The 20,738-nt window shown below is 43.7% G+C and carries 22 protein-coding genes; 12 read left to right on the plus strand and 10 right to left on the minus strand.

Translation table 11 applies throughout. The features are described from left to right. The first annotated feature begins 43 nt into the window (after positions 1-43). Both MJ612_RS15945 and MJ612_RS15950 read left to right on the plus strand, forming a co-directional pair. Positions 44-1,540: a GH3 auxin-responsive promoter family protein gene (locus MJ612_RS15945; RefSeq protein WP_187032576.1), complete on the plus strand. Its 1,497-nt coding sequence runs from the start codon at positions 44-46 to the stop codon at positions 1,538-1,540. A 30-nt stretch (positions 1,541-1,570) separates the two neighbouring features. Next, the gene (locus MJ612_RS15950) at positions 1,571-2,050 is read left to right on the plus strand and encodes a hypothetical protein (protein ID WP_187032293.1); all 480 of its coding nucleotides are present in this window, start codon (positions 1,571-1,573) and stop codon (positions 2,048-2,050) included. Between the two features lie 143 nt (positions 2,051-2,193). Here the strand turns inward: MJ612_RS15950 and MJ612_RS15955 are convergent, their stop codons facing one another. The 3 genes from MJ612_RS15955 to gltX form a co-directional block, all read right to left on the minus strand. Continuing rightward, positions 2,194-2,961, minus strand: coding sequence for a TIGR00266 family protein (locus tag MJ612_RS15955; RefSeq protein WP_187032291.1), 768 nt, complete (start codon positions 2,959-2,961; stop codon positions 2,194-2,196). A 114-nt stretch (positions 2,962-3,075) separates the two neighbouring features. Beyond that, complete coding sequence (locus MJ612_RS15960) at positions 3,076-3,423, minus strand: hypothetical protein (RefSeq protein ID WP_187032289.1); 348 nt, start codon at positions 3,421-3,423, stop codon at positions 3,076-3,078. Between the two features lie 138 nt (positions 3,424-3,561). Then, positions 3,562-5,106: a glutamate--tRNA ligase gene (gltX, locus tag MJ612_RS15965; RefSeq protein ID WP_187032288.1), complete on the minus strand. Its 1,545-nt coding sequence runs from the start codon at positions 5,104-5,106 to the stop codon at positions 3,562-3,564. A gap of 176 nt (positions 5,107-5,282) precedes the next feature. On the opposite strand from gltX, the gene MJ612_RS15970 reads away from it, so the two are divergent. Further along, a complete protein-coding gene (locus MJ612_RS15970) occupies positions 5,283-6,302 on the plus strand; it encodes a YihY/virulence factor BrkB family protein (RefSeq protein WP_187032286.1) in 1,020 nt (339 codons plus the stop codon). Between the two features lie 99 nt (positions 6,303-6,401). Here MJ612_RS15970 and MJ612_RS15975 read toward each other — a convergent pair whose 3' ends face one another. Beyond that, positions 6,402-6,782 carry a RidA family protein gene (locus MJ612_RS15975; RefSeq protein ID WP_187032284.1) on the minus strand — a complete coding sequence of 127 codons (381 nt, stop codon included), beginning with the start codon at positions 6,780-6,782 and terminating at the stop codon, positions 6,402-6,404. Between the two features lie 47 nt (positions 6,783-6,829). On the opposite strand from MJ612_RS15975, the gene MJ612_RS15980 reads away from it, so the two are divergent. Then, entirely contained in the window at positions 6,830-7,513 is a 684-nt protein-coding gene (locus MJ612_RS15980) for a 3-hydroxyacyl-CoA dehydrogenase family protein (protein ID WP_187032282.1), read from the plus strand. An 82-nt stretch (positions 7,514-7,595) separates the two neighbouring features. Here the strand turns inward: MJ612_RS15980 and glmS are convergent, their stop codons facing one another. The 3 genes from glmS to MJ612_RS15995 all read right to left on the minus strand — a co-directional run bounded on the left by glmS (position 7,596) and on the right by MJ612_RS15995 (position 11,701). After that, entirely contained in the window at positions 7,596-9,431 is a 1,836-nt protein-coding gene (gene glmS / locus MJ612_RS15985) for a glutamine--fructose-6-phosphate transaminase (isomerizing) (RefSeq protein ID WP_187032280.1), read from the minus strand. A gap of 70 nt (positions 9,432-9,501) precedes the next feature. Continuing rightward, complete coding sequence (locus MJ612_RS15990) at positions 9,502-10,908, minus strand: DUF4270 family protein (RefSeq protein WP_187032278.1); 1,407 nt, start codon at positions 10,906-10,908, stop codon at positions 9,502-9,504. Continuing rightward, a complete protein-coding gene (locus tag MJ612_RS15995) occupies positions 10,892-11,701 on the minus strand; it encodes a glycogen/starch synthase (protein ID WP_187032276.1) in 810 nt (269 codons plus the stop codon). Before MJ612_RS15995 ends, MJ612_RS15990 begins: the two co-directional genes overlap by 17 nt. Positions 11,702-11,834: 133 nt before the next feature. Here MJ612_RS15995 and panC point away from each other — a divergent pair, with 133 nt between their 5' ends. The 7 genes from panC to MJ612_RS16030 all read left to right on the plus strand — a co-directional run bounded on the left by panC (position 11,835) and on the right by MJ612_RS16030 (position 17,767). Next, entirely contained in the window at positions 11,835-12,689 is an 855-nt protein-coding gene (panC, locus tag MJ612_RS16000; RefSeq protein WP_187032274.1) for a pantoate--beta-alanine ligase, read from the plus strand. A gap of 94 nt (positions 12,690-12,783) precedes the next feature. Then, positions 12,784-13,131 (plus strand): aspartate 1-decarboxylase, encoded by a 348-nt coding sequence (gene panD / locus MJ612_RS16005; protein ID WP_187032272.1) that lies wholly within the window; start codon positions 12,784-12,786, stop codon positions 13,129-13,131. Between the two features lie 9 nt (positions 13,132-13,140). After that, on the plus strand, positions 13,141-14,187 hold the full coding sequence (locus tag MJ612_RS16010) for a lysylphosphatidylglycerol synthase transmembrane domain-containing protein (RefSeq protein WP_187032269.1): 1,047 nt from the start codon (positions 13,141-13,143) through the stop codon (positions 14,185-14,187). After that, complete coding sequence (gene rfaE2, locus MJ612_RS16015; RefSeq protein WP_187032267.1) at positions 14,171-14,665, plus strand: D-glycero-beta-D-manno-heptose 1-phosphate adenylyltransferase; 495 nt, start codon at positions 14,171-14,173, stop codon at positions 14,663-14,665. The genes MJ612_RS16010 and rfaE2 overlap by 17 nt, the downstream gene beginning before the upstream one ends. A 17-nt stretch (positions 14,666-14,682) precedes the next feature. Then, entirely contained in the window at positions 14,683-15,342 is a 660-nt protein-coding gene (locus MJ612_RS16020; RefSeq protein ID WP_187032574.1) for a zinc metallopeptidase, read from the plus strand. A gap of 201 nt (positions 15,343-15,543) precedes the next feature. Next, positions 15,544-16,683, plus strand: a complete 1,140-nt coding sequence (locus MJ612_RS16025; protein WP_187032265.1) for an acyl-CoA dehydrogenase — start codon at positions 15,544-15,546, stop codon at positions 16,681-16,683. A 160-nt stretch (positions 16,684-16,843) separates the two neighbouring features. Further along, complete coding sequence (locus MJ612_RS16030) at positions 16,844-17,767, plus strand: AraC family transcriptional regulator (protein WP_187032263.1); 924 nt, start codon at positions 16,844-16,846, stop codon at positions 17,765-17,767. Here MJ612_RS16030 and MJ612_RS16035 read toward each other — a convergent pair. The 3 genes from MJ612_RS16035 to MJ612_RS16045 are packed head-to-tail and all read right to left on the minus strand — an operon-like array spanning position 17,750 to position 19,483. Then, the gene (locus MJ612_RS16035) at positions 17,750-18,517 is read right to left on the minus strand and encodes a geranylgeranylglyceryl/heptaprenylglyceryl phosphate synthase (RefSeq protein ID WP_187032261.1); all 768 of its coding nucleotides are present in this window, start codon (positions 18,515-18,517) and stop codon (positions 17,750-17,752) included. The genes MJ612_RS16030 and MJ612_RS16035 overlap by 18 nt on opposite strands. Continuing rightward, entirely contained in the window at positions 18,507-19,106 is a 600-nt protein-coding gene (locus MJ612_RS16040) for a hypothetical protein (protein WP_187032259.1), read from the minus strand. The genes MJ612_RS16035 and MJ612_RS16040 overlap by 11 nt, the downstream gene beginning before the upstream one ends. Next, entirely contained in the window at positions 19,103-19,483 is a 381-nt protein-coding gene (locus MJ612_RS16045; protein WP_187032257.1) for a phage holin family protein, read from the minus strand. The genes MJ612_RS16040 and MJ612_RS16045 overlap by 4 nt, the downstream gene beginning before the upstream one ends. A gap of 152 nt (positions 19,484-19,635) precedes the next feature. Between MJ612_RS16045 and MJ612_RS16050 the strand changes: the two genes are divergently transcribed. Continuing rightward, positions 19,636-20,730 (plus strand): DnaJ domain-containing protein, encoded by a 1,095-nt coding sequence (locus MJ612_RS16050; RefSeq protein WP_187032255.1) that lies wholly within the window; start codon positions 19,636-19,638, stop codon positions 20,728-20,730. Positions 20,731-20,738: the final 8 nt, after the last annotated feature.

Consider the following 20,738-nt stretch of genomic DNA (forward strand, 5'->3'; position numbering starts at 1 on the left):
ACTGAAATTTGTGGAAATAATTAACTCAATTGTGACGTGGGTAATGAAGAAGCGGATCCATGATATAGATCTGTTCCGGAAATACCCGCATGAGGTGCAGAACGAGCTTTTTCAGAACCTGATCAATACCGCAAAAGGTACGGAATGGGGCAAGAAGTATGGCTACGGCGATGGAATTTCTGTACGGGAGTTTCAGGAGCGGGTGCCGGTTTGTACTTACGAAGAGCTGTACCCATACATTGAGCGTGTTATTAAAGGGGAGCAAAACCTGCTTTGGCCAACTAAGATCGAGTGGTTTGCCAAATCATCAGGTACAACCAATGCCCGAAGCAAGTATATTCCTGTAAGCCCTGAGTCGTTGGAAGATTGCCATTACAAGGGTGGAAAGGATATGCTTTCTATTTATGTTAATCTATACCCGGAGACGAAGCTTTTTACCGGTAAAGGCCTTTCGATAGGGGGCAGCCACCGGCCAAGCGAACTTAACTCGAAAGTTTCGTGTGGTGACGTATCAGCGGTAATTATGCAGAACCTGCCTATCTGGGCAGAAGCCATGCGTACACCGCCCTTAAAAGTTGCCCTGATGGACAAGTGGGAGGAGAAGATCGAGAAGATGGTAGAGCTGACCGTGCAGGAAAACGTGACAAGCATGAGCGGCGTACCAACCTGGACCTACGTACTACTAAAGCGCATACTGGAAGTAACCGGTAAGAGCAACATTTTAGAAGTATGGCCAAACCTGGAGCTGTTTACGCACGGTGCAGTAGCTTTTGGGCCATACCGTCAGCTGTTTAAAGAGTTGATCCCTTCTGATAAAATGAATTACTTGGAAGTATACAATGCTTCTGAAGGCTTTTTCGGGATACAGGACCAGGCAGGAACCGAAGACGAAATGCTGCTGATGCTGGACTATGGTGTATTCTATGAGTTTATACCTATGGACCAGTTTGAAGAAGAGAATCCCAAGACACTAACTTTAGATCAGGTAGAATTAGGAAAGAATTACGCTTTGGTTATCTCTACAAATGCTGGTTTGTGGCGCTATAAAATCGGAGATACTGTACGTTTTACAAACCTTAGCCCGTACCGCATTAAGATATCAGGCCGTACCAAGCACTTTATAAATGCCTTCGGCGAGGAAGTTATAGTTGAGAATGCTGAAGCTGCCATTACCAAAGCTTGCGATGTAACAGGAGCCGTTATCACCAATTTTACTGCTGCACCAATTTATATGGAAAGTGGCAAACGAGGCGGGCACGAGTGGTTGATAGAATTTGAAAAATTACCAGATAACCTTAAACAATTCTCATACGTATTGGACGATACACTGCGCGAAGTTAACTCCGATTATGATGCCAAACGGCAGAATAACATTGCCTTACAGGAGCCTATCGTGCATGCTGCACCACAAGGTACATTTATAAACTGGCTTCGCGAAAAAGGTAAGCTGGGCGGGCAAAACAAAATACCTCGCCTAAGCAATTCGCGCGAGTACCTGGAAGAAATAATGCTGGTAAATAATCTTAAACCTGAGAGTTGACCACTTTAACGCCTAAAACAGAAGAGCAGGATGAGTTTAGCAAACTTTTTAACAGACTTAAATGAATCGTTTAAGAAAAAAGAAGCAGAAAAACGAAGCCGGGAAGAAGCTCTTAGGCGTGAAGAAAAACAGAAGAAAGACTTTCTGAGAGAGTTTAATGAGATCTATGCTCAAAGCGTAGTCAGGAAGATAAAGAAGGTCGAAAAAAACCTTAAAAAAGAGTTTAAGATAAAGTATAAAGATCCGCCTGAACACTTTAGCCGTGAAGTTGTAGAAGGCAACATTACTTTTTACCCCAAATTTAACTCTGGTGTATACGAAGCTAAGATCGTGGTGCAGGGACAGTACAAGGCCCGCGAATTAACTATAACCGGAAGTGCAGTATACAGATTAAACGCTCATCACAAAGGCACCAACATAGTGTATAAAGATGCCATTGAACGGTTTGATCCTTCGCAAATAGAAAATTACTTAACACAGGTGCTGCGGCATTATTTTATAGAAGGGTAAAAGAACAGCATTCATAAAATTAAAGGCTATACTTAGACGGGTACAACCAGTTAAGTATAGCCTTTCTTATAAGAAAGGTCATACCTATAAATATGACCTTATTTAGCAATTCTTAGTTTCTGATCAAGAACACAGCAACTTGCCTATTCCAGGAAGCTGCTTAAAATGCTGCCTTCTTTTCTGGCGTTTTCACCTTGTGGCATCAGTGCCTGTATCAGTTTCTTCACCGGCATAGACTGTATCCAAACACGGCCTGTACCACGCAGGGTAGCTAAAAACAAGCCTTCTCCACCAAATATCATCGACTTTAAACCGCCAGCACGCTGCACACTAAAGTCTATACCTTCTTCAAATGCCACCACACAACCTGTATCTACCCGTAGTGTCTCGTTATTTAGCTGTTTCTCTACTACAGTACCGCCTGCATGTATAAAGGCCATACCATCGCCCTGCATACGCTGAAGTATAAATCCTTCGCCACCAAAAAAGCCTGCTCCCAGGCGCTGATTAAAGTGTATGCTAAGCTTTGTACCTAAGGCAGCCGCCAGGAAAGCATCTTTCTGCGTAATAAGGGTGCTGTTGCGGATTGTTCTTAAATCAATAGGAAGTATAGTGCCTGGATATGGAGCCGAAAATGCTACATGGCTTTTGCCGTGGCCCATGTGCGTAAAGTGCGTCATAAACAACGATTCGCCGGTTATCATACGTGTGCCTGCTGATACAAGCTTGCCTAAAAAGCCCTGGCTTGGGTTAGAACCGTCGCCCATTTTTGTTTGGAACTCTACGCCTTCTTCCATGTAAACCATAGCGCCGGCTTCGGCTATTACTGTTTCCTGTGGGTCCAGCTCTATCTCCAGCACCTGTATGTCGTTGCCATAGATCTTGTAGTCAATTTCGTGGGAGTTTCTCATAGTATTACTTCAGATTTGTTGGTTATAGTAGCAATATAAGAAAATAGCACAAATTGATGGGCAACTACAGTTTATACTTCCTGCCATACTTAGTAAAAGAAGTATAAACTATAGTTAATCTTCTTCGTCGTCTTCGTCTTTTAGTTTAGGCTTTACAGGCAGGTCATCTTCCTCATCCGATACGGAGCTGGTGCCGCGTACAAAATCCTCTTCTGTTTCTTCTACCTCTTCGCCTTCCTCAATGTGGTACTCTTCTTCCTCTTCGCGCTTAGCTTTCTCGGCTGCGTCTCGCTTCATCAGTTTCTTATCATCCACGTTCTTGTTCAGGAACTCATTTATCTTATCAATACTATAGTTTGAGATGATCTCACCGTGCTCGTTTACCTTTATTTCGAAGCCTTCCAGGTCTTTATGCACCTTCGATTTCTTTTTACTTTTATCGGGTTTTTTATTTCTGGCCATGATATTTATCTTTTAAACTCTAAGTTGTATAAGTATAAAAAGGTAAATAGTTGCGGATGATGCGTGTGGGGCTATAGTTTGAGGCAATAAAAAAGGCTGACCCGATAAAGGATCAGCCTTACTTTATTCTGTACTTGCTTACTCGGCAGTAGTGTATTGGCTAAGTTTTGCAATGGCGGTTTCGATGCGATTTATCGTTTCTTCACGGCCAATTATTTCGATGATCTGCATCAGGTCAGGACCAGCTTCGGCACCAGTTACAGCAAGGCGTAGCGCCTGCATTACCTGCCCGATCTTCATGCCATGGCGCTCTAGTATAGTGGTAAGCAGTTCCTTTACTGTATCAGCATTGAAATCAGCTAATGAAGGAAGCTCATTTTTAAAGTCTTCGAACACCGCCACTGACTGTGCATTCCACTTCTTGGAAGCTACTTTCTCGCTATACTCTTCAGGAGCTACAAAGAAATATGCTGCTTCTTTCCAGAAATCCTGTGGGAAGCTTACACGCTCTTTCATCAGTCCGGCTACTTTTTCAGCCTTCTCCGGAGTGCACGAAATGTTATGCTCTTCAAGGGCTTTTAATAAGAAACCAGCAAGTTCTGCATCTGGCTTGGCACGCAGGTACTGCTCGTTAAACCAACGGGCCTTCTGAATATCGAAGCGTGTACCTGATTTACCGATACGCTCTACTGTAAATTCGTTTGCCAGTTCTTCCATCGAGAAGATTTCCTGCTGCGTGCCCGGGTTCCAGCCAAGGAAAGCCAGGAAGTTAACGAAAGCATCCGGTAAATAACCAGCCTCGCGGTAACCAGAAGAAATCTCACCTGTAAACGGATCCTGCCAACGCAGCGGGAATACAGGGAAGCCCAGCTTATCGCCATCACGCTTGCTTAGCTTTCCATTTCCATCCGGCTTTAAGAGCAGTGGTAAGTGAGCAAACTCAGGCATGGTATCTTCCCAACCCAGGTAGCGGTACAGCAACACGTGCAGCGGCGCAGATGGCAACCACTCTTCCCCACGAATTACGTGTGTGATCTTCATCAGGTGGTCGTCGACAATGTTAGCCAGGTGGTACGTAGGCATACCATCTGATTTCATCAGAACTTTATCATCGATAGAAGAAGAATGTACCATTACCCAACCACGGATAAGGTCTTTCAAGCGAATCTCTTCTTTGCGCGGTACTTTTAAACGAATTACATAAGGCGCGCCAGATTCCAGAAGCTTTTTAACTTCGTCTTCGGGCATGGTAAGGGAGTTACGCATGGTAGCACGCGTAATGGCATTGTACTGGGGCGTAGCTACTTTGGCAGCTTTCAGGCGCTCGCGCATTGCCTCCAGCTCTTCGGCAGTATCAAATGCATAGTAAGCATGGCCATCGTTTACCAGTTGCAGGGCATACTGCATGTACATCGGCTTGCGCTCCGACTGGCGGTATGGTGCATAAGGGCCACCGTTCCATGGGCTTTCATCCAGTTCTATGCCGCACCACTCCAGCGACTCACGGATATAGTCTTCAGCACCCGGAACAAAACGATTCTGGTCTGTATCCTCGATGCGCAATATCATTTTACCGCCTGTTTTGCGGGCCAGCAGGTAATTGTAAAGGGCCGTGCGAACACCGCCTATATGAAGTGGCCCGGTAGGGCTTGGTGCAAAGCGTACTCTTACTTCTCTTTCCATGTATGGTCGTCTTCTTGTAATCTTCTAATTCGGGCGCAATTTACAAAATAAAGTATGTAAACGTAAGTATAACCGGCACCTTCATTTGATGTTATACTTTATACGTGGGGTGGCAAGTATAAACAATATCAGGTATTTGCGTATCAGGTTCGTATACAGCTTAAAAGGCAGCCCGGATGGTACGTACGCGACTTAACATGATTTGGTGCCTGCTACAGGAAACCTGGTTGGAGTTCCTGGATAATAATTCATTTCAGAAAGGTGCCGCGCTGGCTTACTACACCATTTTTGCGTTGCCACCCATGCTTATCATCATCATCAGTGCCAGCAGTTATTTTCTGGAAGAGCAGGCCGTTTCGGGGGAGATATACTTTAGAATTAAAGAGCTGATAGGTTCGGAAGGAGCCTATGCCGTGCAGAAGATGGTGGAAAATGTAAACGCCTTTGCCAATTTAAACCTGGCAGCCATAATTGGTGGCGGCGCATTGTTTATTGCAGCCACAGGCTTGTTTGTGTCGTTGCAGGATTCGCTGAACGAGATATGGTATGTGAAGCCCAAGCCCAAGCGCGGCTACCTCAAACTGGTACTCGACCGTTTCTTGTCTTTCGGAATGATTCTGGCGATTGCTATTTTACTTTTGCTGTCGTTGCTGGCCAATACGGTGCTGGTTATAGTTGGTGATTTTCTGACTGCTCGTTTATCGGGGTGGGTAGTATACATTCTGCACCTGGCTAACCTGATGTCGAGCTTGGTAATGATGACCTTTTTGTTTGCCTGCATCTATAAGTTCTTGCCGGATGCCAAGATTAAGTGGCGGGATGTATGGGTTGGGGCAGTAGTAACCGCTATACTGTTCTCCTTGTTCAGGGGTTTGATCGGGTTTTACTTGGGTAAGAATGATGTGGCATCTGTTTACGGGGCAGCAGGCTCTGTAGTACTTATACTTACGTGGGTGTTCTTTACATCCCAGATCATCTTCTTTGGAGCAGTTTTCACATTTGTTTACTCTCGTAAGTATGGCCATAATATTTACCCGGCTACTTATGCCGTCCGGGTCATTCGCCAGGAAATAGAAGTTGGCAACTCAGCTGTGAACGCAGAACCGGGTAAACATGCCCAGGAAGTATATGGGGAAGAAGAAGTTATAACTACCCAGCCGGATGAGGGTGAATTAGAACAGGGAGCGAATATTTAAGTTTAGGAGTTAGCGAGTTAAAGAAGGATGAAAGGACAAAAGACTCAGCAGTTTAACTCCTTTGTCTTTTATCCTTCATCAAGATATCTTTGAAGAGCTCTATTTAACCGCAATACACGAAATCTCTACGTTCACATCTTTTGGTAAACGACTCACTTCTACAGTTTCGCGGGCTGGAGGGTTGCTGGTAAAGTAGCTGCCGTACGTTTCGTTTATCTTACCAAAGTTGTTTAGGTCTTTCACAAAAATGCTGCACTTTACCACGTTACTGAAATCCATACCAGCTTCTGAAAGTATAAACTGCAGGTTTTTCATAACCATGTGCGTTTCTTCTTCTATGCTGCTGTTTACCAGTTCGCCGGTTTGCTGGTTCAACGGAATCTGACCCGAAACATAAAGTACGCCGTTAGCCATAGTTGCCTGGCTATAAGGCCCGATAGGAGCCGGCGCGTTCTGTGAGTTAACAATGGTATGTGCCATTCTGAATTAGTTTAAATGTTTATCTTTACCATCAAAAGTACAGAAATATGCACATACTTGTTTTGGCTGGCCCAGAAATGGCCAATGAGTTCAGACAAAAATTTCAGGAAGATGATAATGGCATCCGCTATACTTTCCTGCAAAGCCATAATATAATTGATGCGCAACTGGAGCCTTCTGATGTAGTGTTTGATTTTCTGCTGCACGAGCAACCTGAGCGGTTAAGTATGTATGCTCCCAGCCAAGTTGTTTTCTGCAATGCGGCAACTATACAATTGGCTGCACTTGTAAAAGCTTCCGGCGTCGAAAGACCATGTACTTTGATAGGGTTTAATGGACTGCCTTCTCTTTTCAATAGACCTGTGCTGGAGGTAAGTCTACTGCATAAAGGATGTGAGTCTCGCCTTATAGAAGTTTGCAACGAGTTAGAAACAGATTTCCTGATCGTGGATGATCGTGTGGGTTTGGTTACTCCTCGTATACTTTGCATGATCATTAATGAGGCTTGTTATACCTTGCAGGAACAAACAGCAGGTATAGAAGATATTGATCTGGGAATGAAGCTAGGTACAAATTATCCTAAAGGCCCTTTTGAGTGGGCAAACCAGATAGGTATAGCTAACGTGTATAATGTGCTGCAGGCAGTTTATGAAGATACCAAAGAGGAGCGTTATAAAATATGCCCGCTGCTCAAGACGAAGTATCTGAAAGGGGAAATGTTTGAAGTATAAAGTATAGCAGCAATTATAAAGTATAAGCAATAAAAAAGGAGACCTGATTGAGTCTCCTTTTCTGTTTTATAGTTAGTAGCAATTACTCTACAGTTACTGATTTTGCCAGGTTACGTGGCTGGTCTACGTTGCAACCACGCATTACTGCAATATGGTAAGACAACAACTGCAGCGGAACTACAGAAAGCAATGGCATCAGGTGCTCGCTTGTTTCCGGAATTTCGATAACATGGTCTGCCATAGCAGGTATAGTTGTATCGCCTTCAGTTACGATAGCAATTACTTTACCTTTACGAGCTTTCACTTCCTGCACGTTCGATACAATCTTCTCATAAGAGCTGTCTTTCGTTGCAATAACAACTACAGGCATCTGCTCATCAATCAAAGCAATCGGGCCGTGCTTCATTTCGGCAGCTGGGTAACCTTCAGCGTGTATGTAAGAAATCTCCTTCAGCTTAAGCGCGCCTTCCAGGGCAACCGGGAAGTTATAGCCACGACCTAAGTATAAGAAGTTGGTCGCATCCTTATAAATTTCAGAGATTTCCTCGATCTGCTTATCCAGTTTAAGCGTCTGCTCTACTTTCGCAGGTATCTGCTCCAGTTCAGCAATCAGTTGGTGCAGTTTTGTGGTTTCTATAGTTCCGCGCTTGCTGCCGATGATCATAGCAATAAGGGTAAGAACTGTAACCTGCGCTGTAAACGCTTTTGTAGAGGCAACACCAATCTCAGGGCCTGCGTGTGTATAAGCACCTGCATCAGTAGCACGTGCAATAGATGAGCCTACCACGTTACAGATACCGAAAATAGTAGCACCTTTAGATTTGGCCAGTTCAATCGCTGCCAGCGTATCGGCTGTTTCACCAGACTGTGATATGGCAATTACAATGTCATTCTCACTAACGATCGGGTTACGGTAACGGAACTCTGAAGCGTATTCAACTTCAACAGGTATGCGTGCCAGGTCCTCTATCAGGTATTCAGCTACCAGACCTGCATGCCACGAGGTACCGCAGGCAACTATAAGTATACGGTTAGCATTTGCGAACTTATTCTCATACTCACGGATACCGCCCATCATCAGGTGGTTCCTCTCTGCGATCATACGGCCACGCATGCTGTCAAGAATTGAACGAGGCTGCTCAAAAATCTCTTTCAGCATAAAGTGTTCGTAGCCACCTTTTTCAATAGACTCCAGGGCTAGTTCCAGGCGCTGAATATAAGGTGTCTGTTGCACATCTTCTTTTGTGCGGATATCTAACTGGCCATCTTTGACAACAGCAATTTCATAATCATTCAGGTAGATTACATCGTTGGTATACTCGATGATCGGAGTAGCATCAGAAGCAAAGAAGTATTCACCTTCACCAACACCAACTACCAACGGACTACCTTTACGAGCAGCTACAATATGATTCGGGTCATCTTTAGACAATACAACTATAGCATAAGCACCTACTACTTCGTGTAGTGCCAAACGCACAGCTTCAACTAAAGAGCAACCAGTAGTGGTACGAATGTCTTCAATTAAATTAATGAAAACTTCAGAGTCGGTATCTGATTGGAAAGTATGGCCTTTTTCTAATAACAGTGTCTTAAGAGCTGCATAGTTCTCAATAATACCATTATGAATGATCGCAATTTTACCTGATGTAGAATAGTGTGGGTGGGCATTTACATCGTTCGGTTCGCCGTGGGTAGCCCAGCGGGTGTGGCCCATCCCGATGGTACCATGTACATTTTTATCGGCTATAAAGGCTTCAAGCTCACTAACCTTACCCTTCTTTTTGTAAACATTAAGGCTGCCGTTCATCAGTGCTATACCTGCACTGTCGTATCCTCTGTACTCCAGGCGCTTAAGGCCTTTAATAATAATTGGGCAAGCTTCTCTGTGCCCTACGTATGCTACAATTCCGCACATAAGTCTGTTGTGTAAAAACTATAATAGGTACCCGCAAAGGTACCTATTAAAAATATTATAATAATAGAATCTAGTCTACTTTTGTAAAGTATACGCGTAGCTTCACGCCTTTCTCAACAGTGTTGCTAAGTATAGCTCTGTAAGGAATAATTTCTTTTGATATTGCTACCGTTCCAGAACCTGCATTTGTAAACTTAGCTGGTGCAATCAACAAGCCATCGTTTGGTTTTTTACCAAGTAAGATAGCCTGTACATAGCTGGTTATATTTACTGTATACTGTTTTTTATCTGCATCAAAAAGGAGCTGAGCAGGATACCTGGTGCTATTCAGTGCATACGCTGCATCAAATGGAACAACCCGTGTCTCACCATTGCTATTCTTCAAAATGCGATTACTGCTATTTGTTTCATACAGAGCCAGGGCTTTCGGTGCAGCTAACTTTGTATCTGATGCTGTTTTGATAGGTATAACCAGTTCTGCTCTGTTAATAACAATATTGCCATGCTTTTCCTTAAGCTTAGCAAGGTGAGGTATAGTTAGCTTCGTTAAAAGCTGAGTACCGGACTGAATGTAACTTTCATCACCAGTTTCTGAAGATTCAAGTAAAACGTTTTTACCTAATCCTTCTAAAGCTGTTCCACTACGATCAGCTGTTATATTAGAGAAATCTCTCGTAGTAGCGCTGCCAAAGAAAAATGTATGTGATTTACGAACCGAATCAGCCCCTGTTCCACTTCCATTTCTGAAGTATAAAGTGAGCTTTGAATTATTAGAACCAAGGTTCAGGCCTAAAAGGAATTTAGGGTCGCCTGTTGGTACAAACGCAAAGCCTTTTAAAAACTGTGCAAAATTTGCCTGATTTTTAAGATTTGTAGTGCCAGATTGGTTTAGCAGATTTTGAGCAAACTCTTGATCAAGTACTATTGATGGACGTGAATAATGCTCACCAATAATCTTACCTGTTGTATCCTTTACCTCTACGATCTCAGGTTTAAAAGTAACGCTACCTAATACTTTAGGATCATAAGCAAGCGATGAGTTTGTAAAGTAAGATGCCTTCTCTTGGAAAGACTCAGTAAGTTCATGCACTTCAAATGTTATAGGTTCACCAATATCACCATAAAAAGTAGAGTCATAATCCAGCGTAAGCACAAGCTTGTCTAATAGCCTGGGCTTATTCTTATCTCCAAAAACAACGTCTGTACCACTTAAAGCCACTTCAGTAAAAGTTGTTCCCTTTACATTACCTAATACAGCATCCCAATACCCGCCAAGTATAGCTCTATCCTGGTTAAAGGCAAGTATAGAATCGGGCTGAGAAACAGTGCCTGTATTTATAGTTAATGTATCAGTATAAGTAGTTCCGGCAAGATTTTCATCTTGTAGGTCTATACCAATATCAGATGGGTCTTCGCAGGAAGCAAGTGTAGCAAGGGAAAAGAAGAATAGGGCAAATCTTCTAACGGCTGAGTTCATTATACAGGTTATAGTATGAATCTAAAAGAGTATCGTCGGCGCTAACTGTGCTGATGTTCTTCGCAGTAAAATCGCTGAACAAGGCATTGATATTCTCGCTAAAATCTTCGTTTGTTTTAATTACTGAATCAGCATACTCCATACCTATTTTCAGGAAGCTGTCAATGTCGGCAGACTTCAGGTGGTCCAGCATGCTGTCATCAATATCCAGCATCTTTACTTTTTCTGCCAAGTCGCCTGCAAACTTATGTGTATAGTTGTGGTTATATACCGTAAACATCGACTTAGAATCTTTAAAAATCGGATCTTTTTTATAGGTTGTTTTCAGGTACATTGGTATCAAGCCGGTCATCCAGTCGTTGCAGTGTACAATGTCTGGTTGCCAGCCTAATTTTTTCACCGTTTCAAGCACACCCTTACAGAAGAAGATGGCACGCTCGTCGTTATCCTGGTGAAAGTTATTGTTCTTGTCAACGAAAACGGACTTTCTGTGGAAATAGTCTTCGTTGTCGATAAAATATACCTGTAATTTAGCATTCGGAATAGAAGCCACCTTAATAACCAGTGGTTTTTCATCATCGCCAACAGCGATGTTTATACCTGACAGGCGAACAACCTCATGTAAACGGTTCTTGCGTTCGTTAATTATACCGAACCTTGGTACAAATATGCGGATCTCCATACCTCTTTCCTGCATGGCCTGTGGTAGCGTGTTCAGAAACTCTGCTACTTTTGTGGTCTGAAGGAAGGGAAGAATCTCGGTGGCGGCGTACAGGATTCGCAATTTTGACATGAGTTTGTAATTAAAAATTAATAAGCAACAGTATTGGGACGTGCAAAATTAGTATTTTTTATTCTAATTTTCAATTTTATCTGCTGTGACTTACTTTTGCCGGCTTTTATAGTTTTAAACTGAAACACAACATATGCAAGTAATTACGCAGGTAAACACACTTCGGGAAACAATGCAGGCACTACGTTGCAGTGGCAAGAGCATAGGCTTTGTGCCAACTATGGGCGCCCTGCACGAAGGACACCTGCAACTGCTGCGCGCATCTGTAAAAGATAATGACATTACTGTTTGCAGCATTTTTGTAAATCCGACACAGTTTAACAATGCCGAGGACTTTAAACTATACCCACGCACACTGGAGGAAGACATAGTACAGCTGCAAACAACTGGCTGCGATTATCTTTTTGCACCAACTCCCGATGATGTATATCCACAACACACTATGTTACAGTTTAGTTTCGGAAAGCTGGAGCAGGTAATGGAAGGGGAGCACCGGCCGGGGCATTTTAACGGAGTGGCAACGATAGTGGGCAAATTATTCCATATGGTGCAGCCGCATAAAGCTTATTTCGGGCAGAAAGATTTACAGCAGGTAGCTATAGTTCGCCAGCTTATATTTGGGTTAGGTTTTAACGTGGAACTGGTGTGTCATCCTACTGTGCGTGAGGCTAATGGGCTGGCTATGTCCTCGCGGAACAAAAGGTTAAATAAAGAACAGCTTGTTACAGCAGTTAGTTTGTACGAGGCGCTCCAGTTAGCCAAGTCTCAGCTAAAGTATAAATCTCAGGAAAGTATAAAAGAAGCCGTAGCAGACTATCTGCGCCAGAAGCCGGAAGTAACCCTGGAGTATTTCGAAATAGCTAACCCGCTTACGCTGCAGCCCATAGAAAGTATAGCCGATGCCCGGGAGGTAGCTTTATGCATCGCTGCCCATGTTGGCCCGGTACGCCTGATCGATAACTTGGTAGTGAATCTTAGCGAAGTATAAATTGTTTGAACAAGAGCAGTATATAGCGGGTTTATACTTTCATAGTTTATCTGCCACATATTGCCTAACTTTGCGCTTTATTTAGTTACAAACCATGTATATTGAGGTTTTAAAATCTAAGATCCACCGCTGTAGGGTAACACAGGCCGAGCTCCATTATGTTGGTAGTATCACAATTGATGAAGACCTGATGGATGCTGCTAATGTGGTGGAGAATGAAAAAGTTACTATTGTAAACATCAATAACGGCGAGCGTTTTGAAACCTATGTAATTAAGGGCGAACGCGGAACCGGAACTGTTTGTTTAAATGGCCCGGCTGCACGCAAAGTACAGGTAGGCGATATTGTGATTGTAATCTCTTACTGCAGCATCCCGTTCGCGGATGCGAAAGCACACAAGCCAACATTGGTTTTCCCGGATCAGCATAACCGCCTGGTATAACGCCTCTGCATGAAAAAGCTGCTCTCTTTTCTCAAGTATACGCTACTGCTTGGTGTCTCTGCATTCCTGATGTGGTACGCTTTAAAGGAGCTTGATTTTGAGAAATTGTGGGCAGAACTGCAAAACGCGGACTATGGTTGGGTAGCGCTCTCGTTAGTTATGGGAGTTGTGGCCTATCTTAGCCGGGCCTATCGCTGGCAGATGCAGATAAAACCAACCGGTTACCAACCATCCCTGCACAATACTTATAATGCCATGATGGTGGGTTACATTGCCAACCTGGTGCTGCCACGCATGGGGGAAGTAGTGCGTTGCAGTATGTTGCGCCGCTCTGATGGGTTACCGGTAAACAAAGGGTTTGGTACCGTAATAGCCGAACGGTTCGTAGATATGCTCATGCTGTTGATTGCTCTGAGCTTAACCTTACTAATAGAATTCAGGCAGATCAAAGACTTCTTTTGGGAGCTGCTTTCCAGCAAGTATAGCAACTTAGAGCAAACTGTAAACCAATTGTACTGGCTGGCTGTAATTATGCTAGGGCTAAGTATAGTTCTGTTTGTAGTTGCCTACCGCTACCTGAATAAACTACGGGAGAATGTTTACTTCCAAAAGGGAGAGCAGTTTATGAGGGGCATGTTGCAAGGCGTGCTCAGTATAACCAAACTCGATAACCAGGCTGCATTCTGGGGGCATACAGTTTTTGTATGGCTGATGTACTATGGCTCGAGCTTAGTCGTTTTTTATGCGTTGCCTGGTACGAGTCATCTGAGTTATGGAGCTGCTCTTTCTGTGTTAGTAGTTGGTAGTCTAGGTATGGCTGCCCCGGTGCAGGGTGGGGTAGGTGTATATCATTTACTGGTACAGGCTACGTTGTTACTTTACGGTGTACCTAAAGAAGCTGGCATGGCTTACGCGCTGCTGGCACATACTTCTCAAACGCTTTTGGTAGTTATAATGGGAGTGCTTAGTTTTATAGCAGGTATGTTGCGGAAGCCGTCGGCAGAAGCAGTGCTTCCTGAAACTAAAGCAATGGCAAACCATGAATTCAACCGATAAGATTTTTTCTCTTCCACAACTTCTTGATCAAGTACAGGCATGGCGCAGCCAGGGGCAGAAGATCGTTTTTACAAACGGCTGCTTTGATCTGCTGCATCTGGGCCATGTAGATTACCTGGAAAAAGCACGACAACTTGGCGACAAATTAGTACTTGGCCTTAATGCAGACCGATCAATTAGCAGTATAAAAGGCCCAAACCGCCCGTTACAGGACGAAATGTCACGCGCGAGGGTAATGGCATCGCTTTTGTTTGTGGATGCAGTAGTGCTCTTTGATAGTGATACTCCTTTAGAACTTATTAAAGCTGTTAAGCCGGATATTCTGGTGAAAGGGGATGACTATAGTATAGAGCAGATTGTAGGGCATGACGTGGTGCAACAGGCTGGAGGCGAAGTGAAAACAGTTCCGCTTGTTACTGGTTATTCCACTACAAACATCGTAAAGAAGATAGAAAACCAATTAAACGAAAATAGATAACCATGATCTGGATAATAATGATTTCCATTATGCTTGCAAGCTGGCTTGTAAGCTGGAGATTAAAAAGCAAGTTTAAGCAATACTCTCAGACACCACTAAGCTCTGGTATGAGTGGCCGCGAAGTGGCAGAACAAATGCTGGCTGATAACGGCATTACTGATGTGCGTGTTATTTCGGTAGCGGGCCGCCTGACAGACCATTACAACCCAACTGATAAAACAGTAAACCTGAGCGAGTATGTGTATGATGCCCGTAGCGCAGCAGCAGCGGCAGTAGCAGCCCACGAATGCGGACACGCCGTGCAGCACGCCAAAGCTTATAGTTTCCTGAAATTCCGTTCGGCTATGGTGCCTGCGCTAAGTATAGCCTCACGTTACATGCAGTGGATCCTGCTGATCGGTATTTTAATGTTGCAGTCTACACCTATTCCGTTGGCAATTGGCGTGGCTTTGTTTGGCCTTACTACGTTATTTAGTTTTATAACACTGCCTGTAGAGTTTGATGCCAGTAAGAGAGCCCTGGCCTGGATCAGTACAAACAATATTGTAACGAAGCAGGAATATGGTATGGCAAAAGACGCACTTAAATGGGCTGCCTTAACCTATGTGGTAGCTGCCCTTGGTTCGCTGGCAACTTTATTATATTATGCATCATTATTAGCAGGTCGTCGCGATTAATTTATAAAATGTACGTATATAATTAAAAACGCCACCCTCTATATAGCGAGCGGTGGCGTTTTTAATTTATTCTGTTATACTTCCGTGGTCCGGTATGTAGCAGTAAACAATTATTCACCGTCAGGTTAATATTATATTGTTGTATTTTATAGTTTTGCACCCGAAAAGTTATCGTTTTATCATAGTCAATACATACATTATATGAACTTTCAGTTAACAGAAGAACACCTGGCTGTGCAGGAAGCTGCCCGCGAATTTGCCCAGACAGAATTATTACCTGGTGTAATTGAGCGCGATGAGCACCAGAAATTTCCGGCAGAGCAAATCAAGAAAATGGGTGAGCTTGGCTTCCTTGGTATGATGGTAGACCCGAAGTACGGCGGCGGCGGTATGGACACCATCTCTTATGTACTGGCTATGGAAGAGATCTCTAAAGTAGATGCTTCTGCTTCTGTTGTAATGTCTGTTAACAACTCGCTTGTTTGCTGGGGCCTTGAGAAGTATGGTAACGAAGAGCAAAAGCAGAAATACCTGACGCGTCTTGCTACAGGTGAGATCATCGGAGCATTCTGTTTATCAGAGCCGGAAGCTGGTTCTGATGCTACTTCACAGCGTACTACAGCCATTGATATGGGCGACCACTACCTGCTGAACGGAACAAAGAACTGGATCACGAACGGTAGTACTGCATCGGTATACCTAGTAATCGCTCAGACAGACGTGGCCAAAGGTCACCGTGGTATCAATGCGCTTATTGTTGAGCGTGGCATGGAAGGCTTCGAGATTGGTCCGAAAGAAAATAAATTAGGTATCCGTGGCTCTGATACACATTCTTTGATGTTTACAGACGTTAAGGTGCCAAAAGAAAACCGCATAGGTGAAGATGGCTTCGGCTTTAAGTTCGCTATGTCTACGCTGGCAGGTGGCCGTATTGGTATTGCTTCGCAGGCATTAGGTATAGCATCAGGTGCTTACGAGCTGGCAGTTAAATATTCGAAAGAGCGCAAGGCATTTGGTGTAGAGATCGCGAAGCACCAGGCTATCCAGTTTAAGCTGGCTGATATGGCTACAAATATCGAGGCTGCACGTCTGCTTTGCTTACAGGCTGCTTACGATAAAGACTCTCATGCTGACTATGGTAAGTCTGGCGCTATGGCAAAACTTTTTGCATCAAAAGTGGCGATGGATACAACTATAGAAGCAGTTCAGGTGCATGGTGGTTACGGTTTCGTGAAAGAGTACCATGTGGAGCGTTTAATGCGCGATGCAAAAATTACACAGATATACGAAGGCACTTCTGAGATACAGAAAATAGTAATTTCGAGAGAACTGCTAAAGTAGAATTGCCTGTAAAAATGTGTTTCTGTGCAGCTTAGGCTATTTATAGGTTTTCTCGAATTAAAATTTAATTTTTAAATTTAATTTGAATTTTATAAAGATTAGTCTTAGCTTTAAGCCATAATTAACGGGTTTATAGTATAAAAAGTTAGTTGGTTACACAATGGAAGATTACAATAAAATTATTGAATCGCTTGGGGTGCGGTTCATTAAGGCTAAGAATCTGGTGTTGCAGCAACCATTTACGGTTCGCAACTACTATGATGTTGGCAACAACCTGATACTGCTCCACAAGGGGAGTATAATTTACGGCGATGAGGAGCAACAGGTAGAAGAAGGGGAGCTGCTGTTTATTCCGGGAGGCCGAAGCACGCGTGTAAGGTATGGCTCTGGTGAAGGTAAGGTAATCTCTAACGACGACCTGATCACTAACAAAGAGAAATTCTTTAAGAACAACAGCGACCTTGACCTGATTGGTGATGCGGAAGAAAGCCACAGCTTTGTGAGCTTCGAAGCAAAAGTGTTCGATTCAGTTAACTTCTTTGCATCCCTGGATGTGCCTGCGTTCCTGATCTCAGGAAACAACAAGCTGGCTAACCTGGTGATCAAAGTGGTAGAAGAGAGCATGCAGGACCTGCCAGGTAAAGAACGTTTGATCAATATCTACACTGAAAACATCGTAGTAGAGATCGTGCGTCACATACTTCGTAACAGAATGTTTGTGGAGCAGCTGGCAACCAACAGCACGTACTTTAAAGATCCACGCCTCATAGATCTGTTCAACTACATTAAGGAGAACTTAGGTGGCGATTTATCAAACAAGGTGCTTTCTAACGTTGCGAACGTATCTGAGGATTATGTAGGGCAGTACTTCAAAATGCTGACAGGTATAAACCCTCAGGATTACATCGAGTACCAGCGTATGGAGCGTGCCGTGTTCTTACTTAGAACTACTAAGAAGAGCATCCGTGAGATCGGTAAAGAAGTTGGTTACAAAGATACCGCTTACTTCTGCCGTCGCTTTAAGATGATGTTCGGTATTCCTGCCGGTAAGATGCGTCGTCGCGAATCAGCGATGAATATCTAAGGCAGGATTATAAGAATTAACTACTGAAGAAACCTCGGCCAGAAAGCCGGGGTTTTTTTCTATATGGTTACCAACCACAATTACATCCGCACCTGCTTCTAAAGCTGCCTTTGCTTTTTCTACAGTATTAATGCCACCGCCAACTATAACCGGCACATCTACAGCCTCGCGTACAGCAGAAATCATTTCAGCGCTTATTGGTTTTGCTGCGCCGCTGCCACCATCCAGGTAAATATACTTTAGCCCAAGCAATTCGCCGGCCATAGCGGTGCAGGTGGCAATGGCAGGCTTATCGTAAGGTATAGGTGTGGTGCCGCTCATGTAAGATGCCGTAGTCTGTCGGCCACAATCTACAAGCATATAACCTGTAGGATAAACCTGTAACTGGCTTGCTTTAAGTATAGGTGAGGAAAGTACGTGCTGGCCGATCAGGAATTCAGGGTTGCGGCCTGAAATAAGAGAAAGCAACAGTATGCCATCTGCCTGTTTATCGATGTGCAAACTGTTGCTTGGGAAAAGTATAACCGGAATCTGGCTATGCTGTTTTATTAACTGTATGATACTTGCCTGGTTATCTGTGGTAATCAGGCTGCCACCCACAAAGAAAAAATCGACGTGGCTGGCTTCGCTCATGTGCAGCAGTTGCAGACATCTTGCCTCATCCAGGTTATCCGGGTCTAGCAAAACGGCAAAATGTTTTCTGCCTGTACTTTTGGGCTGCTGCTTTTCGCGAAAGTTATTAAATGGCATGCTTTTCTGAGGCGCTTTGTACAACTGGGTCTGCCTGAGTGGCAGGAACAGCTTTTTCTGCAATATCGTTATTTTCAGGTTGAGATTGCATGCGCTCTGCTGCCTTTTTAGCCACATAAGCTACCAGTAGTGCAACGCCCTCCATTGCTAGTGTGCGTGCATACTCCGATTTAATAAGTTTCTGTACTAAGCCTGGCCCGTTTCTCTGTTTCTTTTGCTGCCTTTTGGTCTCTTTTTTACCATAAGCCGGAGCTACAATTTGCTCAGCATTAAAATCTGTAACAGTGGTATGGGTTATAGGGTCATAGTCAGGTATGGGGTGCGATACAGGTATAGTTCCGGTAGCGGCCTGTTTGCCTTTTTTAGCTTTAGCTACTGTACGGGCTTTTTTTTTACTACCAGTAAACATACGCTTCAGTAAATAACCAGCCAGAATTACGCCGCCGGCCATAGCTACTTTTTTGCCTATTTCCTGCCCCTGGCTTTTGATCTGTTCTACATCGCCCATCAAAGCATTTTTATACTCTTCCTTCTGACGCTCCAGGAACTCGCGCTGGCTATCGAACAATGGATTGTTAAGGTCGCTCATATAGATTTTTCTCTTTTATCTGTCTTGTAAATTGTATTGTCAAATGTTTTATCAGCTACGCCCTGGAACATCTTTTTATCTAAGCCAACTACAAGTATAACCAACAGCACAACATAAAATAAGGCAATGATACCGAAGCCCCAAAACGTACTGTCGAGGAGGTGGTTTAACAGCAGGCCCAGGAAAATATTTACAAAAATAAGGCACATAAAACCTACTAAACCCAATAGTACGCCATGTACAATTCCTACAAACGAAGACTTTATCTTCTCTTGAACCTCTAATCGTATAATATCAATACGCGTATCGATATATCCCATCAGGTTCTCGATAATATGCGTATTTTTTTCTTTTGTGCCGTTGTCTTGCATAGCCATAGTTTTTAGCATTTTTTTGTTGCTTACCCTGTATACGCAGGTGTATTCAAATATTTACGTAAAGTATAATTACATTGCTACCTAATATACATTTATGTCGGAAAAGTGTTGTAGTTACCTTTAATAGGAGTTAGTTTTTTAGCAAAGTTATCTTGGACCAAACCTTTTATACCGTACTTGGCATTAGCCCGGCTGCCACGCAGCAGGAGGTGAAGCATGCGTATAAAAAACTGGCTGTTAAATACCACCCTGATAAAAACCCCGGTAACAAACAAGCTGAAGATAAATTCAAGCTGATAAATACGGCCTATCAGACTTTATCTAACCCCGGCAAACGAGCCCGCTACGACCTTAAACTGCAGTACCTGCGCGAGCGGCAACGTGTGGTGCAGCAATACCAGCCATACTATAACGAGCGGTACCGCTATACCCGAGAGCCGGCGCCTGTGTCGGAGCGTTATTACCGCACCATCCGCACACAAGAGCGCAAGTTCTCGCGCAAAGACCTGTACATTACCATTGCTTTTGTAAGTGGTATCCTGCTTTTTAGTTTGCTGCTGAAAGTGGTGATGGACCATATAGCAGGAGAAGACAAGTATAAAACAGCTTTAAGTTATATAAAAGATGGAAAGTACAGTAGTGCACACCGCCTGCTTTCGGATGCGATAGATTTTAAGCCGCAACACGCTGCTGCTTACAAAGAAAGGGGGCGGCTGGAGCTAAACGTGTTTGAAGATTATGAAGCCGCTCTCGAAGATTTTAACCAGGTGATAGCACTTGATAAAAAGCCATCGGCAGAAGTATATTTTATGCGGGGAGTCAGCAAGCAGCATTTATCGAGTTACCTGCAAGCCGAAACAGACCTGAATCAGGCTATACAATTAAACCAGAAACTATGGGATGCTTACCTGGCACGCGGTGAAGTGCGCCTCTTTTATCTGCAGAAGTATAAACCGGCTCTAAGCGACCTGTCTACCTACCTGCGGTATGGTACTGCCAAAGACAAACGTATAGCTGCGCTTACGTATCGTGGGTTTGGGTACTATAAAATCGAAGCCTGGAAGCTATCGGAGCATGACTACCGGCGTGCGCTGGCAATGGATAAGGAAAACGGGCGCGTACATTATTTAATGGGCCGTACAAAGATAGAGCTGCAGGAGCCAGATTCGGCATGCTTCTACTTTAACAAAGCTTATGAGTTAGGTTATTCAGCTGCGCTGCTGGAGTTGCGGGCTAATTGTTATTAGCTATAGTT

The organism is Pontibacter deserti, assembly GCF_023630255.1.
Lineage (GTDB): Bacteria > Bacteroidota > Bacteroidia > Cytophagales > Hymenobacteraceae > Pontibacter > Pontibacter deserti.